Source organism: Bacillus cereus (genome assembly GCF_007678085.1).
Taxonomy (GTDB): Bacteria; Bacillota; Bacilli; order Bacillales; family Bacillaceae_G; genus Bacillus_A; species Bacillus_A cereus_BE.
Map to the genome: position 1 here is coordinate 563,124 of NZ_VEDW01000004.1, position 26,353 is coordinate 589,476.

Genomic DNA, 26,353 nt, shown 5'->3' on the forward strand with positions numbered 1-26,353 from the left:
CTCACTTCCACCAATTGTACCATAAAACGTACTAGGTTACCTTTAATTCCCGAAGTAAATTCTAATTTTTGAGCCCTCTTTCACTTTAGCTCCTGCTTCTGGGGACTGTTTAATGACTTTCTCTCCGTCTCCACTTATATCAAGCTTCAAATCGACGAGTTGCGTCTGTAAATCTTTCTTTTTCATACCAATTAAATTTGGAACTTCCACAGTTGGTATATCGCCCCATTTATATTCTCTCTCAACTTGTTCTGTTCTCGGTTTCACACCCATAACAGGAAGTGCATCACGAAGAATGTTCCCAACAATTGGAGCAGCTACTACTCCACCAAATTGCGTTACACCTTTCGGATTATCAACAGCAACATAGACAACAATTTCCGGATCATCCGCTGGAGCAAAACCGATAAAAGATACTATATAATTATTCTCTAAATATTTACCATCTTTCACTTTTTGAGCCGTACCTGTTTTTCCACCTACACGATACCCATCAATGAAAGCACCTTTACCAGATCCCTTTGCTACAACATTCTCTAATGCATACCGAACTTTTTCTGAAGTTTCCTTGGAAATAACTTTTCTTTTTTCCACAGGTGTCTTTTTACTTACAACTTTATCATTTTTCGGATCAATAAATTCCTTAGCTATATACGGTTGATACAACGTCCCACCATTTACAGCCGCTGCTACTGCTGCTACTTGTTGAATCGGTGTTACAGAAACGCCTTGACCAAATGAAGTAGTTGCTTGCTCGACTGGACCAACTTTATCTAAATTAAATAAAATCCCACTACCTTCACCTTGCAAATCAATTCCGGTTTTCTGTCCAAAGCCGAAATTACGAATGTATTTAAACAATCGGTCTTTGCCAAGACGATCACCAAGTTCAATAAATCCTGGGTTACATGAGTTTTGAACTACTTCTAAAAACGTTTGGCTACCATGACCTCCTGCTTTCCAGCATTTCAATCGAGCTCCACCCACTTCAGCTGCTCCATCATCATAAAACGTATCTTTCTCTAAGTCTACTAAATTTTCATTCAAGGCTGCTGCTAACGTAATGATCTTAAATGTTGAACCAGGCTCATACGTACTCCATACTGGTAAATTTCTATTATACACTTCTGGAGAAACACTTTGAAAATCTGCTGGATCAAAGCTCGGCCGACTCGACATGCCTAAAATTTCACCATTTTTCGGATTCATCGCAATCGCAATCATACCATCTGGATTATATGTCGATTCTGCAATATTCATTTCTCTTTCCATAATTCTCGTAATACGTGCATCAATGGTTAAACCTAAATTCAAACCAGCTTCTGGCTTTTTGAAATCATCGCCAATATTAGGCATCCTTTGTCCTTTTGCATCTGCAAAAAAACGCACATGACCTTTATCACCATTTAATTCTTTATCATAATATTTTTCTAATCCCATAAGGCCTTGGTTATCACTACCTGCAAACCCTAATACGTGTGATAAAAAGTTACCAAATGGATAGTACCGGATAGAGTCCTCTGCGATATAAACACCTTTCAAACTTAATCCTCGTACCTCTTTCGCTTTATCATGTGATATTTTTCTTCCGCCTTTATCTAACCTTACAATCGATTCTTTTTTTGTAATCCGCTTATAAACCTCATCTTTTTCCACACCTAATACTGCAGCTAACTTCTCTGCAGTCTCTGCTGGTTTTTCAATTTGCCTCGGTACAACAAAGACAGTTGGGGCACTTTTATTCGTAGCAAGTTCCACACCATTTCGGTCTAAAATTTTCCCACGTTCAGGTTCAAAAGTAATATTACGACTCCATGAATCCTTCGCACGATCCGTTAACATATTGCCAAGAAAAAATTGCACATATCCAAGACGAATATCGATGATAGTGAAAATAAGTATACCTGATATGAGTATAAAAATAAGTCGTTTTCTAACTGTTACATTTGATACACGCATATTGGAACAAGCCTCCCTTACGCCTAGCTTGTTCCAATATATGCTTGTACTTATTTAATTAGAACTTTTTCTCTTTTACCATTACGGTTTTTCTGCTTCTTGTTGTGGTTCAAGTGGCGGTACAAGTGTTACACCTAACTCTGTACCAGGTTGCAACAATGTTCCTTCTGCCACACTTTGTTCAGTTACGTATCCGGTACCAGTAGGTTTTAAGTTAAGCTTTAATGTTTTTGCTAAATTCATAACATCACGCAGTGCCCAACCTTGTATATTTGGCATTGTAGGTTTATCTCCTACTAAGAAGACTCGATCACCTTTTAATGTTTGCTCAGTTGCTTTTGGCACTTGCTGCTGCACTTTTCCTTCACCTAATACGATTGGACGAAGTTTTGCTTTATCAATTGCTTTTTTCGCTTCTTCCATCGTTTTCCCGGTTACATCTGGAACGACAGTTTGTTGTTCTTTTACATATTTTTTTGGATCTTTTATTTCATTTGGCTTAATCTTTAAATACTCTAGACTATTTTTGGTTACATATTTAAAAATATCAGCTAAAGGCTGTGCGCCATTCTCATCATCTTTCAATTTCGGCTGTTTTACAGCTACATACACAACAAGTTGCGGATCGTCCATAGGTGCCATCCCTAAGAATGAGAATATATAATTCTCCCTTCCCGTCATATAGCCACCTTTTCCATCCGGAATTTGCGCTGTCCCTGTTTTACCACCAACCGAATATCCATCGACTTTATAAGCAGTTCCTGTTCCTTTCGGCGATGTAACAACGCGTTCTAATAACTGTCTTACTTGCGCTGCTGTTTCTTTTGTAACAGGTTTTCCCGCTTCTTCTGGCTTATGTTCTAATTTTACTTTACCTGTTATTGGATCTACAATTTTATCAACTGTATAAGGCTTCATCATTTTCCCATCATTTGCAATAGCAGTTGCAGCTTGTACAAGCTGAATTGGGGTTACAGTAGAACCTTGTCCAAATGCTGTTGTTACTTGTTGTATTTGCTGATCGAATATAATTGTATTTGAACCTTCACCAGGTAAATCAATGTTCGTTTTTTCATCTAATCCAAAGCTATGAATATACTTTCGGAAACGTTCTGGGCCAAGCTTTTGATCCCCTAAAATCGCAAACGCTACGTTTGAAGAACGCTCTACCCCTTCATCAAATGTGATAGATCCCCATCCAGCGCCGCCGTTATGATCTTTTATTTTTCGGTTTCCGACTTGATATGTACCAGACTGATAGTAATCCTGTCCTTTATACACACCTTCATTAATAGCTGCTGCTAGCGTGAATATTTTCATTGTTGATCCAGGTTCAAATGCATTTGCAATTGCGTCATTATAAAAATACTCATTATTCTCTTGGTTTGGATCATAACTAGGCTTACTAGACATTCCTAATATTTTCCCTGTTTTTGGATCCGCAACAATCCCTATTAAGCTTTCTGGTTCATAATGTTTACTCGCTTCTTTCATTGCGTCTTCTAAATAACTTTGAATACGCTGGTCAAGCGTTAAATATACATTATCTCCATTTTTAGGTGCCTCTACATTCACTTTCCCACCGTCAAGAGACACACCTTTACGATCACCTGTATAAGCTACTTTTCCGTTAGAAGCCCCTAAATACTTATCCAAGCTCTTTTCTAAACCAAATTGCCCTATAGCAATCCCCTTATCATCAGGTCTCGCATGACCTACGACATAGGATGCGAAATCACCGTTTGGATACACTCTTGCATTTTCAGTAATAAAAGATATACCTGGCAATTTTAATGCTTCTATTTGTTCTTTCTGTTCTTTCGTCAAGCCCTTACCTAATTTTCCAAATTCCACTTGACTTCTACCTTCTTTATTTAAGGTATCTAAAATCTTCTCTTCATCTTTTCCGAGTACTCCCGCAATTTTCTTTGCAGTATCCTCTTTATCCTTAACCGGATTCGCACCTTTTAATTCCGCTACAAGTTTATAAGAGTTTGCATCTTGCGCTAATACATGACCATTTTGATCATAAATCGTCCCGCGATTCGCTTCCAAAACTCCTGTTTTACTATGTTTTTGCTTAGCGAGTTCATCCAAGTCATGATTATGAACTGATCCTGTTGCTTGTATGTAAAAAAATCGGGCTAATAACAGCAAAAAGAGCAGGAGGAATAAAATCATAAAATACCCTGCTCCCTTATTGGTATGAAATTTAGTCATATTTCTCTTCATTTTCCCTTCACACCTATTGCCTTATTTGAGGCCCTTCACATTATTCGCATTAATTTCTAGCCCGTGTTTTTTTGCAACTTCAGAGATTCGTTCATAACGACTTAACTTCTCTACTTCAGCCTGTAACTCTTGATTTTCTTTTTGCTGCTGTACAATTTTTTGTTCTATCGTCGCAGCTTCTACGTTAACTTGATAAAGGCCTGCTTTATTTCCAATAAACGCTACACAGGCATACAATAAAAAGCCAATAAATGCTACATACAACAGTTTTTCGATTCTTGTAATCTTCGCTTTAGCTTTTGGCTGAACCATCTGCTGTGGGGGCGTTTGAATCTGTACCTCTTCTTGCGCTTGTTGTTTGTACTTTACAGCTAAGTTACTCATACCTCTCTCCCCTTTTTATCGTTTTTCAGCGATTCTCAATTTCGCAGAACGCGCTCGATTATTTTCTTCTAACTCTATATCAGAAGGTAAAATTGGCTTTCTTGTAATAAGCTTTAATTTCGGCTTAAATTCATCAGGAATAATTGGTAATCCTGGTGGCAATTGTGGCGTTGTACTATTTCGCTTAAACGTCGTTTTACAAATACGGTCTTCTAACGAATGGAATGTTATAACACTAACTCTTCCGCCTGGCTTGACCATCTCAATTGCAGATTCCAACGCTTCTTCAAATACTTTCAATTCATCATTTACAGCAATACGGATTGCTTGGAACACTCGCTTCGCAGGATGTCCACCTGTTCTACGAGCAGGAGCTGGAATACCCTCTTTAATTAGTTCTACTAATTCTGCTGTCGTTTCAATAGCTTTATTCTCACGATACGCTTCAATTTTCCTAGCTATTTGTTTTGAAAATTTCTCTTCACCATACTGGAAGAAAATCCTTACAAGTTGCTCATATGACCAGCTATTTACAACATCATATGCTGTTAAGGGGGCATCTTGATCCATTCGCATATCTAACGGTGCATCATGATGATAACTAAAGCCACGCTCTGGTGTATCTAATTGTGGGGATGAAACACCTAAATCAAATAAAATACCGTCTACTTCTGTTATACCTAATTCCTGTAGTTTTTCAGATAAATAACGGAAATTACTTTTTACTGTTATGAACTGCTCACCGTATGAAGCGAATTTTTCTTTCGCATTTTGAATCGCTATCTCATCTTGATCAAACGCGATTAACTTTCCGCCTTCAGTTAATTGGGATAATAAATAAGAACTATGTCCTCCTCCCCCCAGTGTACAATCTACATATGTACCACCTGGCTTTATATCTAAGCCGTCTACTGTTTCCTTTAAAAGCACTGTTACGTGTTTAAACATTGTTGCACCTACTCTTTTTCCAATTAATTATGTTGAATGCATCTCCTCCTCTAAACGCACATTTCACGATTAGAGAACGAAATACTATGAAAGAACGACTCATTTAACTTGCCTACAAAGGCAGCATACTATACAAATCGCTATTTTCTTTTATTATATACTAAATTTTATCATCTTTTGCGGGAATTTAAATAAAAAACTGTCGAAAAAGATAATAATACGTTTACATTTTGTGCTATTTTGTCATATATTTAAGTATCCTGCATAATTACGATATCTATCATTTCGAAATTGATAATTCAGAAAAATTTCACTTCACAGTAAATTCAACGGGACAAAAATAAAATCCTGCTCCTAAGAGCAAGATTCTATAGTTTTATAACATGATGTTTTCCGTCCCAAGAAAACGGGTTTTCCATTACACGATCAACGAAATCCAAACCGAACTGATTTAAATAGTAACATACATTCCACACACGCTCTTGCGGCGCCCCTAATGGACGAAGCGCACATTGTATGCGACGGAATTTATTTAGCTGCACTTCATGTTTTTTCTCAACATTTCTTTTCAACATTCTTTCCAACAGTTCAATTTGTTCATTAACTTTGAATTCATTTTTCCCTGCAAACGTACTTAATCCTGGATCTATTTTCTTCACAAACTGTTGTAATGACATATGAATATCAATTATTTCTTTTTTCGCCTCTACAAATCGATCGTCTATCGGTTCCTCTATTTGATTAGATAACCAGTTTTCACGCAGCGTATCTACGTTATTTAAAAACGGGTCACTCTCTTGCAATTGTAAATCGCATAAATCTGTCGCTATATCCCTCTCTATATAAGTGATTGTAATACGCGGAACGACAGGCGGCATTCGGAAACCGATAGTATGGAAGACTTGTTGCAATTCACTCCAGTAAGCTAATTCCCCTGGACCTCCAATAAACGCAAGCGTAGGAAATACATACTCTTGCATAAGAGGGCGCGTTACAACATTATTACTAAAGCGTTCAGGACTTCTTTCCATCTCTTCCATCAATTCCTCATATGAAAAGGAATACGCTCCATCCTTTCCAACAAACTTCCCTTGATTATCTTCAAGTAACACTCGCTCGTTATCAATTTCCATAAATATATGTACTGCATTAGACTTTGTTTCAATAATCGGTTTATATCCTAATTCTTTAATTACTTCCTGTTGATTATGAAGCCCCTCTTGCACTTCTTTATACTTACTTATAATTTGCTTGAAAAACGGTACTTCTAATTTTCTTAATTCAGGATGATGCGAATCGACAAGAATTAAACCAGAATTCACGAACATTTTCATAATAAGATGACCAAAGAAATCTACATACGTATTCGATTTTTCCAAAGAATCATCAATAAATTGCAGTACATCCTTTGTAAAATTCGTTTCAGGATATGTTTTAAAAATTTCTTCAATCCACTTTCTACAGTCTTCCAAAGAAAGCTCGGACTCTGAAGCACTCGCCTTTTTCGGATTACGATCATGAAAAATAGTCTTTTTTATTTTTTTATTCTTCGTTACAAAAGTATGATTAATTTCATCCATATCATGGTCTTCACCAGCAATCCAGAAAACAGGAACGACTTTAACACCTAAACTTTCTTCCTTTTCCCTCGCAAGCTGTAAAACTGAAATGATTTTATGAATTGTATAAAGTGGTCCAGTTAATAACCCAGCTTGTTGTCCAGCTATCACAACATATGTATTTTCATCTCCAAGCGCTTTTACATTTTGAATCGTAGCTTCTCCCGCTTGTAATTTTGTATTATATTCTAATAAATGCGCTACTAAATCTTGGCGGAAAAACTCTCGCTCACGCAAATCGTGTACTCGTTGTTTAAAAGCATCTTCTGTTAACATATAGTCAAAACACGACTGTATCTCTTTTTTACCGTTCATATAGTCCGCTACAACGCCTTGTTGCGGAACAGAGATTTCTTTTATCTCCATATAATTCTTCCTTTCGTATCCTGTTCTCTCACCAATCCACATTGTAGTCAATGTTGCACGTAAAAGCAAAGAATTACACTTATACGTTTACTTCTAATCCTTTTATTGCATCGAACAAAAATTGAAGTGTCGGAACGGATCGTTGCTGTTTCTTAGCTTCTTCTAATACATATCCAACAATCGCACCAATTTCCGTTTGTCTATTCGCCCTTACATCTGCCAGCATAGATGATGTATTACGAGACGTTCTTTCACATACATGACGCACCATTTCCCATACCATTTCTTTTTCTTCTTCAACAAGAAAAACGACTTCCTGAAATACTTGTTCCATCATCCGGTAAAAAAACGGGTTCTTAATCAACTCTCCGTTCTGGATTTGTAATAATGCTGTCAATGGATTGATGCATACATTAACTACTAACTTTTTGTGCATGACATCCTTCCAATCATCTTCTATTTGAATCGGAAAATGAGGGAAAGGAAAACAATTAAATATTTTTTCAAAATGCATAGACTGGCCATGCACGATTCCAAACTTTGTTACACCTATCCCTGTATGATAAACGGTATGTTTTTCTTCTTTTTTTGCGCCATGCTCTACAATCCCAACCGCAATATTTTCATTCCCTATTTGCTGCATAGCATGAAGGTGCGACATTCCGTTTTGCAAAAAGATTAATGATGTTTCCCCTCGTACAAAAGGTAGTATATCAGTTATATGATATTGCTTAACAGCAATAAATATATAGTCTAGCTGCTGGTCTAGCATACTTTCTATTGGCAAAACAGGTGGGAATACCGTTTCGCTTTTTCCCTCCTTCATACAAGTTATACCCGTTATGTTCAATTCCTCAGCCTGTTTAACTGTCCTTGTAAACAACGTAACATCTTGCTTACTTTTTTGTAAATAAAATGCATACAATAGACCGATAGCTCCTGGTCCAACAACTCCAATTTTCATTTTCACACAAGGAACTCATATAATCGCGATACATAAGTCCCTTTCCCTCCCCCTTTTCATCCCGCAAACGCCTGATTGTTGCGGAATCATAATTAACTAAAGGTGAACAAATCCCACCGATTACAGTTTCACTTTATCTTTCTCCATTCCATTAACATAGTTTACAATTTCATTGCTCTTAAACAAACAAATGCAACCTCTTCTTTCAATATGTATATACTACCTATTAATATGCTTCTACTCTTAGTTTAGCAAATCCTTAAAAAAATAATAAAAGAAATATACTATCATCTTCATAAAAATAAAAAAATGAGTTATAATATTATTATAAATATTTTTACTTTTCTGCATTCAACAAGACAAGAAAAGGATGTGATGTTATGGGATTCCCAAAAGTTGAGCGCTTGCTCATCAATTATAAAACATTAGATGAATTTAAAAAATTTAAAGGTTGCGGAGCTCAAGAACTATCCATGTTAGAAGAATTACAGGCAAACATTATTGAAAACGATAGCGAATCTCCATTTTACGGTATTTATTATGGCGGATCACTAATTGCACGTATGAGTCTATATATGAAAAGAAGCGGCGGGGAACCATTCGAAATTACAGGTACTTACCTAGAACTCTATAAACTTGAAGTGTTACCAACTTTCCAAAAACAAGGATTCGGAGAAATGCTTGTAAATTATGCGAAGGGGCTACAGTTCCCAATTAAAACGATTGCACGTATCCATTCAGCTGGTTTTTGGGATAAATTAAATTTCCATCCTGTATCAGTACCTGATGGTGATTTTTATGTTTGGAACCCAGAAACAAATTTGAATGCGGTTACAAATGAAGAATCTGCATAAGAAATAAAAAAACAGCTACATAGCAGCTGTTTTTTTATTTCTTTAACTTTTCTAATTTCCCATTCGAACGAGCGCTATTTCTTTCTGCTACCATTACACTTCTTTTTTGATCGATATAATCAAGCAATGTTCTATATTCTTCCTCATATACTGATAATCGCTCCAAAAGACTCTCTCTCTCTGTTTGTAACGATTCAATTTGCTGTTGTAACACCATTAAAGAGTTTTCATCTTTATAATTTTGCAAGAAATCAATAACATCATTTAATGTAATTGACGTAGGCTCTAATACCTTTGTCTCTTTTACTTCATAATTTTCTACTTTACGTAGTTGCTTCGCTTCTTCAATACGTTCTTTGTATTGCTTTCTAACGTAAGAATTCCACCTAAAGCCGCATGCTGCTGGTGTACGAGATAAATGTCTTCCCACTTCTTTAAAGGCAGATAATTGCGTTCCACCTTCTCGAATATGCCGGAGTACTACTTCTGCCAGAAGCAAATCTTCATCATCAGTCCAAGCATCTTGTCTTGTTGTCGCCATCTCTCTAGTCCTCCCTATGCATTTTTTATTAAGCATATGCAGTTACTAGAAAAGATAGAATACAACAAATAAAGAATAAGGCAAAAAAAAATAAACGCAGAAGATATCTTCTACGTTTATTTTCCCGCAATTACTTGCTGATTACTTCTTTACCTTTGTAAGTACCGCATGCTTTACATACACGGTGAGCTAATTTCGCTTCACCACAGCTTGGGCACTCTACCATACCAGGTACTGATAATTTGAAATGCGTACGACGCTTTCTTTTTACTGTTTTAGAAGTTCTTCTAAAAGGTACAGCCATTCTTCCCACCTCCTTAAAAGAAATAGTTATTTTCATATGAAGGCCTGAACCAGTCTTCCGATTATTTGTCAAAAAACTTTGCAAGTCCTGCTAATCTTGGATCAACAGTCTTTTCTTTGTTTTCTTCCGAAATCACTTGCCAGTCTTGACCTTGCATCGGTGCTCCACCAGAAACATCATCACTGAAAATTTGCATTGGAATCTCCAAAAGTATATTTTCCTTGATTACGGGCAGTAAGTCAAGTACTTCTCCTTCTAAACAATGAATTTCAGCCTCAGTTTCAAATTCTTCTTGCGAAGTTTGGAACACCTCAGTTGTTTTAATGTCAAATGGTAATGTCACATCTACTAAAGAGCGAGAACACGGTAAAACCATGCTTCCAGTTATATGTAGATGGAACGTAAACTTACCGGAGCCAAAATCAACTCTTCCTGTTACATGAACAGGATTAATTTCACGAATATCTTTCTCGACCTCTTTTAGCTCACTTACATCTACCATCTCATCCAATGTCAATCCTTTATTTCTCAATTTATTCAATTGATGGATGGACCATTTCATATCATATCACCTCAAGGCAACAAACAAAATTATAGCTAGCCATTTTATATTTGTCAATGTTTTTTCTTTACACTATAATGAAGTCATCATAGTAAATATTATATAGAGTATCACGTTTTTCAAAAAGATGCTACATCGAAAGGAGAGATTACCATAAAAGCCAGTGGTATTGTTGTTGAATATAACCCTTTTCATAACGGTCATGATTATCATGTGCAACAAACAAAAAAGTTAACACACTCTGATATTACAATCGCTGTTATGAGTGGCCCTTTTTTACAGCGTGGTGAGCCAGCACTCATATCCAAATGGTATCGTACCCAAATGGCCTTATCATGCGGTGTAGACCTTGTTGTAGAGCTTCCATATGCCTTTTCAACACAAAAGGCTGAAACCTTTGCAAATGGCGCTATTTCCATTTTAAACGCCCTACACGTTTCTGAAATTTGTTTCGGTAGTGAAGATGGAAAAATAGAAAATTTTTATAACACCATTTCTGTGCAAAAAAATGAAGAAGAGACTTTTAATCGTCTTGTAAAGCAATTTATGAACGCAGGTAATAGTTACGCAAAAGCTACATCTGAAGCTTTCCTACACATTTTACCTTCTGAAAAAAACATAGACATGTCACAACCAAATAATATTTTAGGTTTCCAATACATGAAAGCAATCCTGACGCAAAATAGTTCTATACAAGCACAAACGATAAAAAGATTCGCATCTCATTATCATGATGAAACATTTAACGACCAACATATAGCAAGCGCAACAAGTATTCGCAAACAACTTTTTAGCGAAAATAGTTCTTTTACAGAAATTGAGCCTTTTATTCCAAAAGCGACTGCTTCTCTTTTAGCAAGTTACAAACAAAACTACGGGATATTACATAATTGGGAACAATACTTTTCATTTTTTAAATACAAACTCATGACGATGTCTCCAGAGGACTTACGACATATATATGAAATAGAGGAAGGTTTAGAGCATCGTATTTTATCCAAAATACAAACCAGTTCCTCCTTCCATTCATTCATGGAAGCATTAAAAACGAAGCGTTATACGTGGACTAGATTACAAAGAGCTTGTACACACATTTTAACAAATACAACAAAAGAAGAAATACATAGCGCAAATATAGGGCAGCATGCGCCGTACATTCGTCTACTAGGCATGTCACAAAAAGGACAAACTTACCTTTCAAAAAACAAGAAAAAAATAGAGCTTCCCATCCTTACCCATACAAAAACATTTGACCATCCTACTTTACAGATAGAGCGAAAAGCCAATTCTGTATATTTCTCCATCATGCAAGAACCATTACGAACACAACTACTAAAACAAGATGCAACACACCATCCAATTCGTTATGATGAAACAACTGCAAAATTTCTATAAAAAACCTCTCTTTTTCAGAGAGGTTTATTTTTTCTCGCCCATTTTTTCCAAATACAGTAATGCATCATCCAGCGTATCAACTGGTACAACTTTCATTTTTGTTTTAATATCTTTCGCAGCCTCAAGTGCATCTTTATAATTCGATTTCTCCACACCTTTTTCATTTGGCGCAAAGAACACTTCAGCACCAGCATCACTTGCAGCGACCACTTTTTGCTGAATACCACCAATCGGGCCAATTTCTCCCTTTTCATTAATCGTCCCTGTTCCAGCTATTTCATGCCCTCTTGTTAAATCATCTTCTACAAGTTGATTATATATTTCTAATGTAAACATTAGACCTGCCGATGGTCCGCCTATTTCATGAGAATCAATTTTCACTTTCGGATCTACCACTAATTCTCTTTCCGTAACGATAGAAACCCCTATACCAACACGTCCATTTCCATTCGGAATGGTCTTTACATTTAAATTTTCTTTTAACTGTTTTCCATTCCTCTTGTACTCAATATTTACTGCGTCCCCTTCTTTTTTCCCTGTCATATATTCAATAAATTGCTCCGTCTTTTCAAATGTTTTTCCGTCGACAGCTATAATGACATCTCCAAGTTTAAGCTTTCCTTCTGACGGCATCCCTTTCGCTACACCAGCAACCAATACACCTTTATTTTCAAAAGAAACAGTACGATTTGCACGTTTATAAGCATTATAGATTGCTGCATTTTGCGAATCTTTCATCGCATAATTTTGGCGAAATTGATATTCTTCATCACTCTCACCTTTTTGCAATATTTCTTCCGCTTTCGAAATATGTGTATATTTATTAAACTGTGCCGCTATTAAATTCACCACATTTGCTGGTCCCATCGAAACCGTAACAAGCATAAAATCACCAGATTCTTTCGTTCCACCCTCAACTTGAACGTAAGGCTCTAATTTGGCCGCCATTCCTGGTTTTGTTATATAATACGGTAAACGTACGTAAACAAGTAACATCGCCAATATAACCCCTATTAAAATTGCATATATAAACCGAAAACGCTTAAACATTATGTTTCTCCTTCCACTGCTCGATTAATAAAAAAATATTTGCAACATGTTTTTCCGCTTCAACTTCTCCAACTCGAATAATGTCTTCAATGTTTGTAAAAGCACGTGAACTAAATTGTTCTACAGCTGGTCGCATCATTAAATCCGATGCAATTTGCCTGTTCATCACAAGCTCATGTTGCATAATTTCAATACTCTGCATAATTACATCATAAATAGACGTAACCTCTCCATTCACTTTAATCGGGGATACATCAACAGCAATAACTATATCAGCACCTAACTCTTTCACAACCGATACTGGAATGCGATCAATCACTCCGCCATCCACCAATAATCGTCCATCTATTTTTTCTGGTACAAATACTCCAGGTACAGATATGCTAGCTCTCACTGCCTCTGCAACAGGACCACTTGTAAAAACTACTTTTTCCCCCTTCAAGATGTCAGTAGCCACAACAGCCGTCGGGATATCTAACTCTTCTAAATTTTTATTATATGTAAACATTTTAATCATATCTTTGACACGTTTTCCAGCAATAAATCCCATTTTCGGAACCGTAAAGTCTAAATAATATTTCCTCTTAAAAACATTTGCCAGTTTATACAGCCTTTCAACGCTTGAACTAGCTGCATAAAACGTACCTACTAAAGCCCCCATACTACTTCCTGCAATCATATGAATCGGAATACCATTTTCCCTTAAAACTTTTATAACACCAACATGAGCAAATCCTTTTGCGCCCCCAGATCCAAGAGCTAAACCAATTTTCGGTTCTTTCATTTTTCTCACCCTTTAATTTTTTTCATTCCTTTTTCATACTTATGGTCTAAATTCACCACGTATCCACGTATACTGAAATGAACGTTTTTTGGGACAAAGGGGGATTTACTTACATGTATGAAAAATGGAAAACGGCTTTCCTTACTATATCAACACTCTTTTTAACCTTTTCTCTTGTACTCCACCCCCAAGCTGCTTTACAAGCTTCCATTCGAGGGTTAAATATATGGTGGGAAGTTGTATTCCCTTCACTTTTACCGTTTTTCATCATTGCGGAACTTCTCATTAGTATTGGTGTTGTAAAATTTATAGGCGTTATATTAGAACCACTCATGCGACCACTTTTTCGCGTTCCAGGGATAGGCGGATTTGTTTGGGCAATGGGAATGGCTTCAGGATTCCCTGCTGGCGCCAAATTAAGCGCTAGACTGCGTAAAAGTAATCAGCTAACACAAATCGAAGCAGAGCGCCTCGTATCTTTTACAAACTCATCTAATCCACTTTTTATTTTTGGAGCTGTTTCTATCGGTTTTTTCAATAATCCGAAATTAGGAATCGTATTAGCTGCTGCACATTATTTAAGTAACTTTGCCGTCGGATTATTGATGCGTTTTTACGGCAATAACAACATTTCCACGAATGATAAACACACTATTACAAAACGTCCTTTTCAAAACCCTTTTTCAATCCTACACAAGACACGCATGCAAGAAAAAAGACCAATAGGAAAATTACTTGGGGACGCTATCGTTTCTTCTATTCAAACGTTACTTATGATTGGTGGATTTATTATTTTATTCTCTGTTTTAAATAAAATGATTACTGTATTTCATATTACAGCAGCACTTTCTCTTATTATGCAACATATTTTATCATTCTTCCAACTAACTACAGAATTTAGCATTCCGATATTATCAGGAATTTTTGAAATGACACTCGGAAGCCAAATGATCAGTCAAATAAGTGAAACACCCCTCCTGCAGCAAGCTATGGTAACAAGCTTTATTTTAGCATTTAGCGGCCTTTCTATTCAGGCACAAGTTGCTAGCATATTAGCTGAAACAGATATCCGATTTAAGCCCTATTTTTTCGCACGAATTATCCAAAGTATTCTTGCTCCAATTTTTACTTTTATATTTTGGAAACCATTTTATGAAAAAGTAAGCTCTTTTTCACCTATGCAAAAAGATATCCCCGTATTTTTATTGAATCATTCTTCTATACTGCATAAAATTTGGACATCTTTTGTACACTACGGACCGATATTTACACTATTTTGTTTATATGTATATGTTATCTTATTATTTTTTCGTAGCAACAAAGAAAAACCCCGTTCACTTTAACGGGGTTTGAAACTTTTCTTTTAAAGCACGTTCTACAACAGGAGGCACAAGATCTACTACGCTTCCTCCATATCTCGCAACTTCTTTCACAATGCTCGAGCTTAAAAATGAATATTGATTGTTTGTCATAATAAAAAAGGTTTCAATATTTTCATCTAATTTCCGATTCATAGAAGTGATTTGCATCTCATATTCAAAATCAGAAACAGCTCGTAACCCACGTAAAATCGCGTTTGCATTACGCATTTTTGCATACTCCACTAATAATCCACTATGTGAATCTACTTTTACATTCGGGATATCCTTTGTTGCTTCTCGAATTAAATCTAAGCGCTCTTCAACTGAAAAGAACGGTTTTTTTGACGAGTTATTTAAAACTACTACGTATACCTCATCAAATACTTTTGCTCCCCTTTTAATAATATCCAGATGCCCAAGGGTAATTGGATCAAAACTTCCCGAAGAAATAGCTATACTAGTCATTCCGTCCCCTCACCTTCATACTTATAAATCGATATTGCTGTAATCCCATAATTTTCAGCTCTTACTTTTACAAGTCTCCCTATAGAATCAGGTAAAACCACATCATTACCATGCTCTGACATAATTAATCCATCTCTATGTAGCAATCCATGTTGATCCATCACACTAATTAAAGATACAATTTTTTGATCTTTATATGGAGGATCAATTAATATAAGATCGAATGATATTTCACGTTTTATAAGAGCCTTTACCGCACGTTCTGCATCATTTCGATATACTTCAGCTTGTTCCTGTATTCGACAACTTTCTAAATTTTGATGGATTACCTTTATCGCTTTATTATCTCGATCAACAAAGATTGCTTTATCAATCCCTCTACTTATAGCCTCGATTCCAAGACCACCACTACCGCCAAATAAATCAAGAGCGGTACCGCCATCAAAATAAGGGCCTATCATATTAAAAATTGATTCTTTTACTTTATCTGTCGTTGGACGTGTTGTATTACCTGGTACCGCTTTAAGTGGGTGCCCTTTACATTTTCCTGAAACTACTCTCATCTGTTGTCACTACCTTTATTTCAATCTATCGAGCAATTATAGAAAGCCTTTCTCCATTCGGTAACCGCTACCAAACTTTACTATTCCATGAAGTTTTCCATTCACCTTTCATCGAACAATAAGAGAACTCTTACTTAAAATAACCGCTCTGCATTTTTTATGTATTCATCTCACCATTCGCTAACACGAACCCATTATGTAAATTAGTTTCACTTTATCTTTTTTATCCTATCATAAAATAAAAAAAAGAAAAATAAAAAGCCCAACATAAAATTTAATTTCATGATGTATATCTTCATTTAGATTGGACATAAATAATTATAACAACATCACCTTCGATGTTGTTGCCAACCGCGGAGAAGACTTACGTTTCCCCATAAGTTCTTCCTCCGGTTTCTCCTCTCCCTTTGCCTTCTTACTAGTACATGCTAGTATAAGAAGGGCCCTGCTTTGCAGGGTTTTTTTCTTTGTCTACTTTTCATTTAAAAAGCGAGATGGTACAGTAAAAGAAAGAGGAGGAAAAAATATGATTCAACGCTTTATAGAACTCGGAGAAGGCTACTCTGATTTATATGAATTACTTGAAATTGCCAAAGCAAATCGAGAACGTATAACCCATATGTTGCAATTTGAAACGATTAAAAATGAAAAAAAAGTGTGCTCACTTGTTGTAATATTAAAACCAACTACTACTGGTGATTTCCAACCATTATACATATGTCGTGAAGGCATTCCTGTACTTGAAAATAAAAAAAGTAAACGCGTCATTTTATTTGAAGAAACAGCAGAACAACTAGGAAAAAAAGTAACTACCTTTACGGTAAAACCATCCACAACTTTCCCAGAAAAAGAACTGTTTTTCAATCATTTAATTGGTATTTTACGAATGAATAATTTCATTCCTCCAATGAAATAACACTTCATTCCAAATAAAAACCCCCGCTAAAATTAGCAGGGGATTTTTTTATTAGCTATAATCGTATTCTTTTGCCCGATCAGGACGTGAATTTTCAAATTCCGTTTTTAAATACGGGCGGTACGACGGTTCTATCTTTTTCACAAAAGGAAGTTTGTTCAACTTTTGCATCATATGCTCAATTTGTTCCATATCACAATATACTACTGCGTATTTTAAGCGTTTTGATATGTAATGTATGTTACCATATTTCCTTAAAATCTTGGCATGTTTCAATGAATGTAAATAAACAATCATACTTTGTCGTTGCCCGAACATAATCTTCTCCATCTTCTCCTTTTAAAAACATATATTTTATATTTTATGAAAACCAATCAGAAATTTATAACATTACAGGACAAACTCTGTATACGTTTTCTTCTACCTTCTAAAAAACGGGGTAATTTACCCCGTTTTACAGCCACAACCTCCGCCGGTACCACAACCGCCACCACAGCCACCAGCATCAAAAAATGGATTTCCTGTTGGAACTTTGATGGAAGAAGACACCTCAGAACCGATTGCGACACTAACTTCATCTAACAACTTTTGTAAAGCTGTTTCTACTCGTTTAAAAGCTGCAATCTTATCATGTAAGTCTACAGAACGCTTTAACTCCCTCATTTTCGTCGAAACGAAAGTATAATCAGGATGGTATTTACCGAAACGCTGCACTTCTTCATATCGTTCTTTCATCGCTGTAAATTGCTGAATTAACGTCTGAACTTCTATATCTTCATGCAATTCTTTATAACACTTACGATAATCTTCTGCTATATCTGAACAGATGATCGCTTTTGCAAGCTGCTCTGCCTTATCTAATATCAATACGCTTTCCAGCGTCGCTACAATCATGAGAGACACCTCCGAATATTCATCATACCACATTTAGAATAGAACTACTAATTGAAGTGTCTCACTAAACAGAAAGATATTACTCTAACTATTTTCCATACAATTCTAGCATATACTTATACATTAATATGTTCCGCAATATTATATTTCAGAACATCCCATTGCCCACTATTTTCTTTCACATAACTAATACATGCATTTTTTAATGGTGTCTTAAACGAAATATCTTCCGGTGCAATTGCATGTAAAATTGCTTTTATCGCATGCGAATGAGCTACAATGATAATACGTTTGCCAGAATGAGTTTCTGCAACATCTTTTAAAGCAGCAAAGCAGCGAGTTACAATCTCTTCATCTTGCTCCATACCTTCTACTTTACCTTCTGCAATTAGCTCCCTAACAGTCGCAACCGGCTTCCCAGAAGCTTCACCAAAATTACGTTCAACAAATCGCTCATCTAATAAAATCGATTGCAATCCTGTAGCCCCTGCAATTTCCTTAGCTGTTTCGTGCGCTCTAATTAATGGGCTACTTATAATTAAATCCCATGCTTCCGCTTGCAAAGCAGCTGCACTTTGACTTGCTTGCTTCTTTCCCACTTCATTAAGTGGAATATCTTCACGTCCCTGAATAATCTCTTGAAAATTCCAATCAGTTTGTCCATGTCGTACTAAACAAATTTCCGTCATGCTCATGCTGCAACTCCTTTTTAAATAATCCGCTTCTATTGTATCAAAAGTTCTGCATGACGGACATAGTTTTCCCTTCCAATTATGTTGTATTTTGCTGCTTCATATACTGAAACATATCGATCATAATGGAAGCAACTGCCAATTGATTTTGAAATTTCTCTACTTTATCTGGTATCGTTTTTTTGAAATGTTGCATAGCTGCTAACTCAAATGCCTCTTTTTCTTCAGGGTTTCGCGTTAGTTTTCTATACCAGTACGGTTGCTCCCTAATATAGCGAGATAAATCCTCATCAGCCTTTATAAACTCCATAATTTCTGCTCTCATCCGCTTTCCCCCTAATCCTTCTGAAAGAAAAATGGATTATTTTCGGAAGTACTTTCTTCTTGCCGCGTGGGCTTTCCTTGAAATTGTTGAAAAACTTGTTGCACACTTCCAATAGCACTCGTCACATTGGCTAAATGGTGTTGCATTTGTTCCACATCTAGCTTTTTAAAGAAAGAAAGCATTTGTCCCATCACATCAGCAGTCTTTTCCTCTTCAGTTCGATTATCTTTTTCTTTTTCTTTTTTATTTTCTTTTACCGAAGTATAAGCAGGCGCTCCATCAGGTCTAAAAGTCGCCCATATCGGATCTTCCTCACCAAGTAAGTACCATTCTTCATAAAACTGTTGCCAAGTTTTATGACCACTTCTAACTTCATGAACCATTTTAGGGTGATGGTTTACAAACTCTTTAAACTGTTGAACCGATGGATGTAACGGTCCTTTTGTTGTCGGCATAATCCTCACCTCTTCATGTATATCTACTATATAATAAGAAAAAAAAGGCGCATGGTTCGCCTATTTTTAGACGATTCATGCACCTTTTTATCCTGCTACTTGCATACGGTAAGATTTCCACCTACAATTCAGTGAATACGAAGTACTTAACCGGGAAGTATCCCCTACACAAAATTTTATTTTCGAATAAAGTTTTGTGTATAAAACTTATCGTATACCCCAACACCTAATCCTGTAAATTGTTCATTTAATACATTTTTTCTGTGACCTTCACTATTTAACCAACCTTGCACCGCCGCAATCCCATCACTATGTTGCGCAGCTATATTCTCACCAGCAAGTTGAAATCCTACTTTCCCGCGCTGTAAACGGTCTCCTAACGTACCTAGTGTAGGTGAATCGTGTGAAAAGTAATTATTATCCTTCATGTCTTTACTATGACCAATAGCCACATCTGCCGTTTGTTGATCCCATGTTAACAACGGCAACTCATGACGACTTCGGATAATATTTGTTAAATCAAAAATTTGTTGCATATTCCCATTCTCTATTTGTTTCATTTTTTCTGGAGTCAATGGTTGTTCAGCTAGTAATTCACCTGAATAAACAAGCTGATACGGTCTTTGGCGTAATAACGTTTCGTCATCCATATAACGAACACCAACAAGCTCATGTGTAAAATGATCAAAATATAATTGTGCCCAGCCATCTTCTACAGGTATTAACGGTTGTTCCATCACTTCCGTATCAGATAACTCAAATTGATAACTATTCTTCCCTCTTTTTAACGAAATCTCATGAGAGAGTGGATTCTTTTTATACACTTCTTCATACTTTTCATTTATATAATAAGGCGGCACCTTAACTTGCTCGCCAGCAACATACGCCGTTACAACTTTACGTTCCGCAACCCCAAATTGAACATACTGTGCTAAATCTTGGTTGTATACCCACCATTCATATCCGTAAGCAGATGGCTCTATTCTAGATGGTTCGCCCCATTTTGCTAATAAATTTTCAGAGTCTCCACCAATCATATTTAAAACCGTATTTGAAGATTCTTCATTTACTTGTTTTTTCTTTTTCACAATTTTATTTTCTTGCTTTGATTGGGACGGGGTTAATATATATTGTGAAACGAGTAATTTCCCGTATAAATCAACAGCTAATATTAAAAATGTAATCATTACGATACGCAATAATTTCTTCAATCGATATACCTCCTGCACAAAACATAAAATTGAGATATACACAAATCCTTTTCTTTCCTTTTTTGTGTGTACCGTACTCTTTTCACTATATCATATTTTCGCAAAAAAAGTCTGGATTATCCCTTTTCTCTCAATATGAATTGCACTTTCTTATTATTCATACTATTATAAAAATAATGATGTAACATGAAAAGAGGAGGTATTATATGCAATTTACAAATACGAAATTTAATGGGGCAGTCGTTGATTTAGCACTATTAACAGAGATTATGGAAAAGAATCATTTTGTACTTGCTGGACAGTGGGATTATGAACGAGTTACATACGATTATAAATTTGAAATATTAAACGATGTTTATTATTTACGCGTACAAGGTTTAGCTGTTGAAGGTGACATCGGTAGTAGACATGCTGAAATAAAACTACTTCCTCCCTTATTAGGTAAACATTATTATCCTCACGGTGTCGAGTATGGTGATGGTGAAACTTTCCCAACGAATGTACTTCAAAAAAGCGAACAACTCCTACAAAATGTCGAAAAAGAGTTAAAAGAATTCCAAATCATTGAATAAAATAAAAACGAGTGCATCATACTTGATGCACTCATTTTTATTTCGTCTGTAAATACGGCGGTAATTGTTGCAACTGTTCTTTATCTTTTTCACGCTCTCTACGTGCCCATCTAAAAAATACATAGCCAATAATCGTACCGTACACTATTTCCTGGACAATTTTCATAATGATGCCACCTGTTTGTTGATCTTGTACGACCGGCATCCAGTGTAAAAATTCTGGTCCAGTTATATTTAAATCAGATAAAGTTCCCGCTGGTACACAAAGTTCCATCGCCTTCATCCAAGCAGCCGAATCCGTATACGTTGCAAATAATGGTGCAGTTGCAAAAATGATTAACGCGCAAGCTGGCGTTAATAATATACCGTTAGCAAACATATAACCAAGTTTCTTTATATCACTTAATGTTTGATATTCTGGTAATGGATTTAGCATCGGCCACCACATCATGATTGCCGTAAAGAACAAAATAGCGAGACAAATAGGATGAGCAATTTGACTTTGTTTTACTGTATCAAAAACAACTGGTAAATGATAAAAAGAAAACAGACCATTAAATACAAACAATGCAATAAGTGGCTTAGCAAATATCTTTAATATAATTTGAACAAACTTAAAAGAAGTAATATAACGATATAACCAATCTGGTATACCAAGCAACAATAACGGTGGAACGGCAATATACATGACTGCCATTTCAAACATATGTGCACTAAATATAATATGACCAATTAAATCAATAGGCCCTCCCTTTACAAAATACAAAAGAACAATCCCGGTCGTAAAATAAAAAACTTGCTTCTTACTTACCTTTGTCGCATGTTCAAATCGCATTCTATATGGCCCAATAATTAAAAAGTACCCGATAAGGATCGAAAGCATAAATAGTAAAAAGATTGGACTCCATAGAGCTTGAAAACCAAATATCCACAAGTTACTCATTGTCACACCTACCTTCTTAAGGTTATCTTTTCACATAACATGAAGAGGGAGCTGTGACGACACAAGCTCCCTTATTCTTCACTTTTCAAATCCACACAATTGTCATAAAAGCTAAAATCGTAATTAACCCGATCAACAGACCAGAATAAAGAAAGAAACTTGCCGCTTCATGTCCTTTATGACTCATATGCATAAAATAATACAATTGAAAAATTACTTGTACCACCGCTAATAGTAAAATAAATGGTACTGAGAAAGTCGGACTAAAAGTTTTCGGATATGCTACTGCTGCAAATGCAACTAATGTTAAAAAAATCATTAATGCAAATGTAATAACTTGATGCTTCATTTCCTCCGCACTTTTTCTCTTCCGATAAACAAGATCAACTTTAGGATTATTCGTTTGCTTTATCGCCATTGTTTATCCCACCATTCCCATCAAATATACTACAGTGAAAATAAACACCCAAACTACGTCAATAAAGTGCCAATAAATCGATGCAACATAAAACTTCGGTGCATTGTATAGATTCAGACCTCTCTTCGCGTTTCTAAAGATTAATGTTAAAATCCAACACAATCCAAACAATACGTGGAGTCCATGTGTACCAACAAGAGCATAAAACGCGGAACCAAATGCACTACTTCTCATAGTATGCTTAAATTCATGCGTATAATGATAAAACTCATATATCTCAAACCCTAAAAACCCTAAACCTAGCAACACTGTTACTAGTAGCCAAAGTTGCATTTTTTTAAAGTTAAAGTTTTTCATATGATACATCGCATAAACGCTCGTTAAACTACTCGTTAATAAAAGCATCGTCATAATGAAAACGAGTGGCATTTGGAACATCTCTTGAGATGTTGGTCCACCATTTGTAGAATTCTTCAAAGCTAAATATGTGCCAAATAAGGAAGCGAACAATACTGTTTCGCCTCCAAGAAATAACCAAAAACCGACAAACTTATTTTTCCCTTCAAGGGTTGCTTTTTCAGGCTCTGCTGGAAATGTTTCATTCGTTAATTTTTCATCTACATGCATTATGCCTGGCCCCCCTTATCTTCTAAATCTTCCTTATGAATATGATAACCATGATCATCGATTACTGAACGTAGGAACATTGCGCCAAATGTAATGATTAAACCAATAATTGCTACCAATAACCAAAACTTATCTTTTCCACCTTGCATATACATTGCACCAAATGCCGCTATAAACAATCCTAAAGAAATAATAAATGGCGAGAATGATGGATTTGGCATATGAATATCACCAACTGGTTCCGCCGCTGTCATCTCTTTATTCCCTTCACGTTTTTCAATCCAAAACGGATCTAACCCGCGAACAAATGGCAATTGTTTAAAGTTATATTCCGGTGTAGGTGCTGGCATTGTCCATTCTAATGTACGTGCATCCCATGGATCACGACCAGCCTCTTCTTTTGATACTGTTGTTTTGATTACATTGAATAGAAGAACAATCGTTCCAAGGGCCATAAATACCGCTCCAATAGAACTAATCATATTCCCCATTTCCAACCCTTGACCTTCAAGATATGTGTAATAACGACGCGGCATACCAATCAATCCAAGGAAATGCTGAATAAAGAACGTTAAATGGAAACCGATAAAGAATAACCAAAATGTTATCTTTCCTAACGTTTCATTCAATACTTTATTAAACATCAGTGGCCAATAATAATGAGCTCCTGCAAGTAAACCAAATACAACACCGCCGACAATTACATAATGAAAGTGCGCTACCACGAAATAATTGTCATGAAATTGATAATCAGCTGGCGCAGATGCTAGCATAACACCTGTAACTCCCCCCATTACGAATGATGGAATGAAAGCTACTGCCCACATCATCGGTGTCGTAAAACGAATACTTCCGCCCCACATCGTAAAGAGCCAGTTGAATATTTTAATACCGGTCGGAACCGCAATCGCCATTGTTGCAACTGAGAAAATAGCATTTGCAACTGGACCAAGCCCAACAGTAAACATATGATGCGCCCATACCATAAATCCTAAGAATCCAATTAATACTGTCGCAAATACCATCGATGAATAACCAAATAATCGCTTTTTCGAAAACGTCGCAAATATTTCTGAGAATATTCCGAAAGCTGGGAGTATAAGAATGTATACTTCTGGATGACCGAAAATCCAGAATAAATGCTCCCATATAATTGTATTTCCGCCCAATGCTGGATTAAAGAAACTTGTTCCAAATAAACGATCTAACATTAAAAGTCCTAATCCTACAGTTAATGGCGGAAAAGCGAATAATATTAGCGAAGATGTTACAAATGTCGTCCATGTAAACATCGGCATGCGCATATACGTCATTCCCGGCGCACGCATATTAATAATGGTTACAAGGAAGTTAATACCTCCAATTAATGTACCAATACCGGAGATTTGCAAGCCGAGTACATAAAAATCAACACCATGGCCTTTAGAGGCTAAAGCTAAAGATGCATAAGATGTCCACCCTGCATCAGGTGCTCCACCTAAAAACCAACTTAAATTTAAAAATACTCCACCAAAGAAAAATAACCAAAATCCGAGTGAATTCAAAAACGGGAACGCTACATCACGCGCACCAATTTGAAGTGGTACAGCGGCGTTCATAAATGCAAACACGAGTGGCATAGCTGCGAGGAAAATCATTGTTGTACCGTGCATCGTTAATACTTGATTATAAGCATCCCCAACAAGAAAAGCGTTGTTAGGAATCGCTAATTGAAGGCGAATAAATAGAGCTTCTATTCCGCCTATTATAAAAAACAATCCACCTGCAATTAAATAGAGAATGGCAATCTTTTTATGGTCTACTGTCGTTAAATAATCCCATATGACAGCACCCATCCCCTGTTTTTTTGCTACAGAACTCACGTTTTCAACCTCCCCTTCGCGAATAATCCCTCTTTACTTTTCAACTTTTAACGTTTGTAAGTATGCATTTAATGCATCAATTTGATCATCCGTTAAGTTGCCATATTTACCAGTCATTTTATTTCCTGGTTTCATATTTTCAGGATCTTTCAGCCATTTTTTTAAGTTTTCTTCATTGTTTTCGGCAATACCGGCAACCATATCGCGATCCGCAAAGTTTGCTAAGTTTGGTGCGATACGAGCGGAAGGTGGTCTACTATCATTAGATCCAACTGCGTGACAACCAATACAGCTTTTATTAAATATTTCTTGGCCCTCTTGCGCCTTTGTTGAAGCTACTTCTTTCTTCCCATCAATCTTCTTCATATCAGCAAGCCACTTTTTGTACTCGCTTTCATCTAAAGCTTTCACTTTGAATTGCATTAAAGAATGTGATGGGCCGCAAAATTCTGTACAAAAACCATTATAAGTGCCCGATTTATCTGCCTTTAACCACATTTTGTTCACATTATCTGTATTTGTATCCATTTTCCCAGCTAACGATGGAACCCAAAACGAATGTTTAATATCGGCACCCTTCAAATTCAAATACACTTTCTTACCTGTGGGGATGACTAAATCTTGAGAAGTTACTATTTTTTCTGATTTATAAGAAAATTCCCACCAATAAAGATTCGCTGTTACATCAACAACGATAGTATCTTTATCAATATTCTTTTTCTCCATCGCACTTACATCAGCAAGTTTGAATGTATATGTAACCGTCGGAACAGCTAAGATTAGCAAAAGAATAATCGGAATAACTGTCCATATAATTTCTAGCTTGTGATTCCCTTCAACTTGCTCCGGAATATAATCTTCCTGACCTTTCTTTTGTCGGAAACGCACAATTACATATAAGAAAATAATAGTAACTACTAGTACTACTCCTACCATAATCGCAGTTGCTAGTAAGAGCAAATCATATTGCATTTTTGCTACTTCTCCTTGCGGAATTAAAGTAGATTGAAAGGCTTTACCGCATCCCCCTAACAGTAAAGCCAGCAGTGAAACGAACGAAAGCAGTCGCCACTGTTTCTTCATACAA

Annotated in this window: 29 protein-coding genes; 5 read left to right on the forward strand and 24 right to left on the reverse strand. The window is 36.2% G+C overall.

The annotated features are described in order from the left end of the window. Nucleotides 1–42 precede the first annotated feature (42 nt). The 6 genes from FS742_RS19965 to panE form a co-directional block, all read right to left on the reverse strand. Nucleotides 43–1,959, reverse strand: a complete 1,917-nt coding sequence (locus tag FS742_RS19965) for a stage V sporulation protein D (protein ID WP_144614615.1) — start codon at nucleotides 1,957–1,959, stop codon at nucleotides 43–45. A gap of 81 nt (nucleotides 1,960–2,040) precedes the next feature. Continuing rightward, nucleotides 2,041–4,191 carry a penicillin-binding protein gene (locus tag FS742_RS19970; protein WP_472924382.1) on the reverse strand — a complete coding sequence of 717 codons (2,151 nt, stop codon included), beginning with the start codon at nucleotides 4,189–4,191 and terminating at the stop codon, nucleotides 2,041–2,043. A 21-nt stretch (nucleotides 4,192–4,212) separates the two neighbouring features. Beyond that, the gene (gene ftsL, locus FS742_RS19975; protein WP_000067082.1) at nucleotides 4,213–4,575 is read right to left on the reverse strand and encodes a cell division protein FtsL; all 363 of its coding nucleotides are present in this window, start codon (nucleotides 4,573–4,575) and stop codon (nucleotides 4,213–4,215) included. A 15-nt stretch (nucleotides 4,576–4,590) separates the two neighbouring features. Beyond that, on the reverse strand, nucleotides 4,591–5,523 hold the full coding sequence (rsmH, locus tag FS742_RS19980; protein WP_144614617.1) for a 16S rRNA (cytosine(1402)-N(4))-methyltransferase RsmH: 933 nt from the start codon (nucleotides 5,521–5,523) through the stop codon (nucleotides 4,591–4,593). A gap of 368 nt (nucleotides 5,524–5,891) precedes the next feature. Then, on the reverse strand, nucleotides 5,892–7,508 hold the full coding sequence (gene bshC, locus FS742_RS19985; protein ID WP_144614619.1) for a bacillithiol biosynthesis cysteine-adding enzyme BshC: 1,617 nt from the start codon (nucleotides 7,506–7,508) through the stop codon (nucleotides 5,892–5,894). Nucleotides 7,509–7,587: 79 nt separating this feature from the next. Continuing rightward, nucleotides 7,588–8,478, reverse strand: coding sequence for a 2-dehydropantoate 2-reductase (gene panE, locus FS742_RS19990; protein ID WP_144614620.1), 891 nt, complete (start codon nucleotides 8,476–8,478; stop codon nucleotides 7,588–7,590). A 374-nt stretch (nucleotides 8,479–8,852) separates the two neighbouring features. Here panE and FS742_RS19995 point away from each other — a divergent pair, with 374 nt between their 5' ends. Continuing rightward, entirely contained in the window at nucleotides 8,853–9,326 is a 474-nt protein-coding gene (locus FS742_RS19995) for an N-acetyltransferase (protein ID WP_144614622.1), read from the forward strand. A gap of 34 nt (nucleotides 9,327–9,360) precedes the next feature. On the opposite strand, the gene FS742_RS20000 is transcribed toward FS742_RS19995, so the two are convergent. The 3 genes from FS742_RS20000 to FS742_RS20010 all read right to left on the reverse strand — a co-directional run bounded on the left by FS742_RS20000 (nucleotide 9,361) and on the right by FS742_RS20010 (nucleotide 10,733). Next, entirely contained in the window at nucleotides 9,361–9,867 is a 507-nt protein-coding gene (locus FS742_RS20000) for an RsfA family transcriptional regulator (RefSeq protein ID WP_016086544.1), read from the reverse strand. Nucleotides 9,868–9,997: 130 nt separating this feature from the next. After that, nucleotides 9,998–10,171, reverse strand: a complete 174-nt coding sequence (gene rpmF / locus FS742_RS20005; protein WP_001984764.1) for a 50S ribosomal protein L32 — start codon at nucleotides 10,169–10,171, stop codon at nucleotides 9,998–10,000. Between the two features lie 61 nt (nucleotides 10,172–10,232). Next, nucleotides 10,233–10,733, reverse strand: coding sequence for a YceD family protein (locus tag FS742_RS20010; protein WP_000872144.1), 501 nt, complete (start codon nucleotides 10,731–10,733; stop codon nucleotides 10,233–10,235). A 153-nt stretch (nucleotides 10,734–10,886) separates the two neighbouring features. Here FS742_RS20010 and FS742_RS20015 point away from each other — a divergent pair, with 153 nt between their 5' ends. Beyond that, a complete protein-coding gene (locus FS742_RS20015) occupies nucleotides 10,887–12,128 on the forward strand; it encodes a nucleotidyltransferase (protein WP_186327195.1) in 1,242 nt (413 codons plus the stop codon). A 24-nt stretch (nucleotides 12,129–12,152) separates the two neighbouring features. On the opposite strand, the gene FS742_RS20020 is transcribed toward FS742_RS20015, so the two are convergent. Next, a complete protein-coding gene (locus FS742_RS20020) occupies nucleotides 12,153–13,178 on the reverse strand; it encodes a SepM family pheromone-processing serine protease (RefSeq protein ID WP_144614626.1) in 1,026 nt (341 codons plus the stop codon). Then, complete coding sequence (locus FS742_RS20025) at nucleotides 13,171–13,962, reverse strand: patatin-like phospholipase family protein (RefSeq protein ID WP_144614628.1); 792 nt, start codon at nucleotides 13,960–13,962, stop codon at nucleotides 13,171–13,173. The genes FS742_RS20020 and FS742_RS20025 overlap by 8 nt, the downstream gene beginning before the upstream one ends. A gap of 113 nt (nucleotides 13,963–14,075) precedes the next feature. Here FS742_RS20025 and ylbJ point away from each other — a divergent pair, with 113 nt between their 5' ends. Then, nucleotides 14,076–15,305 carry a sporulation integral membrane protein YlbJ gene (gene ylbJ / locus FS742_RS20030; RefSeq protein ID WP_144614630.1) on the forward strand — a complete coding sequence of 410 codons (1,230 nt, stop codon included), beginning with the start codon at nucleotides 14,076–14,078 and terminating at the stop codon, nucleotides 15,303–15,305. Here ylbJ and coaD read toward each other — a convergent pair. Both coaD and rsmD read right to left on the reverse strand, forming a co-directional pair. Continuing rightward, complete coding sequence (gene coaD, locus FS742_RS20035; protein WP_000200598.1) at nucleotides 15,297–15,788, reverse strand: pantetheine-phosphate adenylyltransferase; 492 nt, start codon at nucleotides 15,786–15,788, stop codon at nucleotides 15,297–15,299. The two genes, ylbJ and coaD, sit on opposite strands and share 9 nt — an antisense overlap. Continuing rightward, on the reverse strand, nucleotides 15,785–16,351 hold the full coding sequence (rsmD, locus tag FS742_RS20040; protein ID WP_073516240.1) for a 16S rRNA (guanine(966)-N(2))-methyltransferase RsmD: 567 nt from the start codon (nucleotides 16,349–16,351) through the stop codon (nucleotides 15,785–15,787). The genes coaD and rsmD overlap by 4 nt, the downstream gene beginning before the upstream one ends. Nucleotides 16,352–16,877: 526 nt before the next feature. Between rsmD and FS742_RS20045 the strand changes: the two genes are divergently transcribed. After that, nucleotides 16,878–17,267 (forward strand): DUF7147 family protein, encoded by a 390-nt coding sequence (locus tag FS742_RS20045; RefSeq protein WP_144614632.1) that lies wholly within the window; start codon nucleotides 16,878–16,880, stop codon nucleotides 17,265–17,267. Nucleotides 17,268–17,318: 51 nt separating this feature from the next. On the opposite strand, the gene FS742_RS20050 is transcribed toward FS742_RS20045, so the two are convergent. The 6 genes from FS742_RS20050 to FS742_RS20075 form a co-directional block, all read right to left on the reverse strand. Next, nucleotides 17,319–17,585, reverse strand: a complete 267-nt coding sequence (locus FS742_RS20050) for a YlbG family protein (RefSeq protein WP_061678315.1) — start codon at nucleotides 17,583–17,585, stop codon at nucleotides 17,319–17,321. Between the two features lie 126 nt (nucleotides 17,586–17,711). Beyond that, nucleotides 17,712–18,161 (reverse strand): YlbF/YmcA family competence regulator, encoded by a 450-nt coding sequence (locus FS742_RS20055; protein WP_144614634.1) that lies wholly within the window; start codon nucleotides 18,159–18,161, stop codon nucleotides 17,712–17,714. 116 nt (nucleotides 18,162–18,277) lie between these two features. After that, complete coding sequence (locus FS742_RS20060) at nucleotides 18,278–18,850, reverse strand: histidine phosphatase family protein (RefSeq protein WP_144614714.1); 573 nt, start codon at nucleotides 18,848–18,850, stop codon at nucleotides 18,278–18,280. A gap of 82 nt (nucleotides 18,851–18,932) precedes the next feature. After that, complete coding sequence (locus tag FS742_RS20065) at nucleotides 18,933–19,178, reverse strand: YlbE-like family protein (protein WP_001200991.1); 246 nt, start codon at nucleotides 19,176–19,178, stop codon at nucleotides 18,933–18,935. An 11-nt stretch (nucleotides 19,179–19,189) separates the two neighbouring features. Next, nucleotides 19,190–19,633 (reverse strand): YlbD family protein, encoded by a 444-nt coding sequence (gene ylbD / locus FS742_RS20070; protein WP_144614636.1) that lies wholly within the window; start codon nucleotides 19,631–19,633, stop codon nucleotides 19,190–19,192. Nucleotides 19,634–19,809: 176 nt separating this feature from the next. Further along, nucleotides 19,810–20,844: a CAP domain-containing protein gene (locus tag FS742_RS20075; RefSeq protein WP_144614638.1), complete on the reverse strand. Its 1,035-nt coding sequence runs from the start codon at nucleotides 20,842–20,844 to the stop codon at nucleotides 19,810–19,812. A gap of 206 nt (nucleotides 20,845–21,050) precedes the next feature. On the opposite strand from FS742_RS20075, the gene FS742_RS20080 reads away from it, so the two are divergent. Beyond that, the gene (locus FS742_RS20080; RefSeq protein ID WP_001160932.1) at nucleotides 21,051–21,416 is read left to right on the forward strand and encodes a YugN family protein; all 366 of its coding nucleotides are present in this window, start codon (nucleotides 21,051–21,053) and stop codon (nucleotides 21,414–21,416) included. Nucleotides 21,417–21,453: 37 nt separating this feature from the next. On the opposite strand, the gene ctaG is transcribed toward FS742_RS20080, so the two are convergent. The 5 genes from ctaG to coxB form a co-directional block, all read right to left on the reverse strand. Further along, nucleotides 21,454–22,359, reverse strand: coding sequence for a cytochrome c oxidase assembly factor CtaG (gene ctaG, locus FS742_RS20085; RefSeq protein ID WP_144614640.1), 906 nt, complete (start codon nucleotides 22,357–22,359; stop codon nucleotides 21,454–21,456). A gap of 85 nt (nucleotides 22,360–22,444) precedes the next feature. After that, on the reverse strand, nucleotides 22,445–22,777 hold the full coding sequence (gene ctaF / locus FS742_RS20090; RefSeq protein ID WP_000985699.1) for a cytochrome c oxidase subunit IVB: 333 nt from the start codon (nucleotides 22,775–22,777) through the stop codon (nucleotides 22,445–22,447). Nucleotides 22,778–22,780: 3 nt separating this feature from the next. Then, a complete protein-coding gene (gene ctaE, locus FS742_RS20095; protein ID WP_000557861.1) occupies nucleotides 22,781–23,404 on the reverse strand; it encodes a cytochrome c oxidase subunit III in 624 nt (207 codons plus the stop codon). Then, entirely contained in the window at nucleotides 23,404–25,239 is a 1,836-nt protein-coding gene (gene ctaD / locus FS742_RS20100; RefSeq protein WP_186327196.1) for a cytochrome c oxidase subunit I, read from the reverse strand. Before ctaD ends, ctaE begins: the two co-directional genes overlap by 1 nt. A 60-nt stretch (nucleotides 25,240–25,299) precedes the next feature. Continuing rightward, the gene (gene coxB, locus FS742_RS20105; protein WP_000745278.1) at nucleotides 25,300–26,349 is read right to left on the reverse strand and encodes a cytochrome c oxidase subunit II; all 1,050 of its coding nucleotides are present in this window, start codon (nucleotides 26,347–26,349) and stop codon (nucleotides 25,300–25,302) included. Nucleotides 26,350–26,353: the final 4 nt, after the last annotated feature.

Coding starts and splice junctions, on each gene's coding strand:
- rsmH (WP_144614617.1), bottom strand. CDS start 5,523: ATGTTTAAACACGTAACAGTGCTTTTAAAGGAAACAGTAGACGGCTTA.
- coaD (WP_000200598.1), bottom strand. CDS start 15,788: ATGACTAGTATAGCTATTTCTTCGGGAAGTTTTGATCCAATTACCCTT.
- FS742_RS20060 (WP_144614714.1), bottom strand. CDS start 18,850: ATGACGGAAATTTGTTTAGTACGACATGGACAAACTGATTGGAATTTT.
- FS742_RS20020 (WP_144614626.1), bottom strand. CDS start 13,178: ATGTTTAAGCGTTTTCGGTTTATATATGCAATTTTAATAGGGGTTATA.
- ylbJ (WP_144614630.1), top strand. CDS start 14,076: ATGTATGAAAAATGGAAAACGGCTTTCCTTACTATATCAACACTCTTT.
- ctaG (WP_144614640.1), bottom strand. CDS start 22,359: ATGAGTAACTTGTGGATATTTGGTTTTCAAGCTCTATGGAGTCCAATC.
- FS742_RS20065 (WP_001200991.1), bottom strand. CDS start 19,178: ATGAGAGCAGAAATTATGGAGTTTATAAAGGCTGATGAGGATTTATCT.
- FS742_RS19970 (WP_472924382.1), bottom strand. CDS start 4,191: ATGAAGAGAAATATGACTAAATTTCATACCAATAAGGGAGCAGGGTAT.
- ctaF (WP_000985699.1), bottom strand. CDS start 22,777: ATGGCGATAAAGCAAACGAATAATCCTAAAGTTGATCTTGTTTATCGG.
- FS742_RS20055 (WP_144614634.1), bottom strand. CDS start 18,161: ATGATTGTAGCGACGCTGGAAAGCGTATTGATATTAGATAAGGCAGAG.
- FS742_RS20010 (WP_000872144.1), bottom strand. CDS start 10,733: ATGAAATGGTCCATCCATCAATTGAATAAATTGAGAAATAAAGGATTG.
- FS742_RS20025 (WP_144614628.1), bottom strand. CDS start 13,962: ATGAAAGAACCGAAAATTGGTTTAGCTCTTGGATCTGGGGGCGCAAAA.
- ctaE (WP_000557861.1), bottom strand. CDS start 23,404: ATGCATGTAGATGAAAAATTAACGAATGAAACATTTCCAGCAGAGCCT.
- FS742_RS19995 (WP_144614622.1), top strand. CDS start 8,853: ATGGGATTCCCAAAAGTTGAGCGCTTGCTCATCAATTATAAAACATTA.
- FS742_RS20000 (WP_016086544.1), bottom strand. CDS start 9,867: ATGGCGACAACAAGACAAGATGCTTGGACTGATGATGAAGATTTGCTT.
- coxB (WP_000745278.1), bottom strand. CDS start 26,349: ATGAAGAAACAGTGGCGACTGCTTTCGTTCGTTTCACTGCTGGCTTTA.
- FS742_RS20045 (WP_144614632.1), top strand. CDS start 16,878: ATGATTCAACGCTTTATAGAACTCGGAGAAGGCTACTCTGATTTATAT.
- FS742_RS20050 (WP_061678315.1), bottom strand. CDS start 17,585: ATGTTCGGGCAACGACAAAGTATGATTGTTTATTTACATTCATTGAAA.
- ftsL (WP_000067082.1), bottom strand. CDS start 4,575: ATGAGTAACTTAGCTGTAAAGTACAAACAACAAGCGCAAGAAGAGGTA.
- ctaD (WP_186327196.1), bottom strand. CDS start 25,239: ATGGGTGCTGTCATATGGGATTATTTAACGACAGTAGACCATAAAAAG.
- FS742_RS19965 (WP_144614615.1), bottom strand. CDS start 1,959: ATGCGTGTATCAAATGTAACAGTTAGAAAACGACTTATTTTTATACTC.
- rpmF (WP_001984764.1), bottom strand. CDS start 10,171: ATGGCTGTACCTTTTAGAAGAACTTCTAAAACAGTAAAAAGAAAGCGT.
- ylbD (WP_144614636.1), bottom strand. CDS start 19,633: ATGCCGACAACAAAAGGACCGTTACATCCATCGGTTCAACAGTTTAAA.
- FS742_RS20080 (WP_001160932.1), top strand. CDS start 21,051: ATGCAATTTACAAATACGAAATTTAATGGGGCAGTCGTTGATTTAGCA.
- rsmD (WP_073516240.1), bottom strand. CDS start 16,351: ATGAGAGTAGTTTCAGGAAAATGTAAAGGGCACCCACTTAAAGCGGTA.
- bshC (WP_144614619.1), bottom strand. CDS start 7,508: ATGGAGATAAAAGAAATCTCTGTTCCGCAACAAGGCGTTGTAGCGGAC.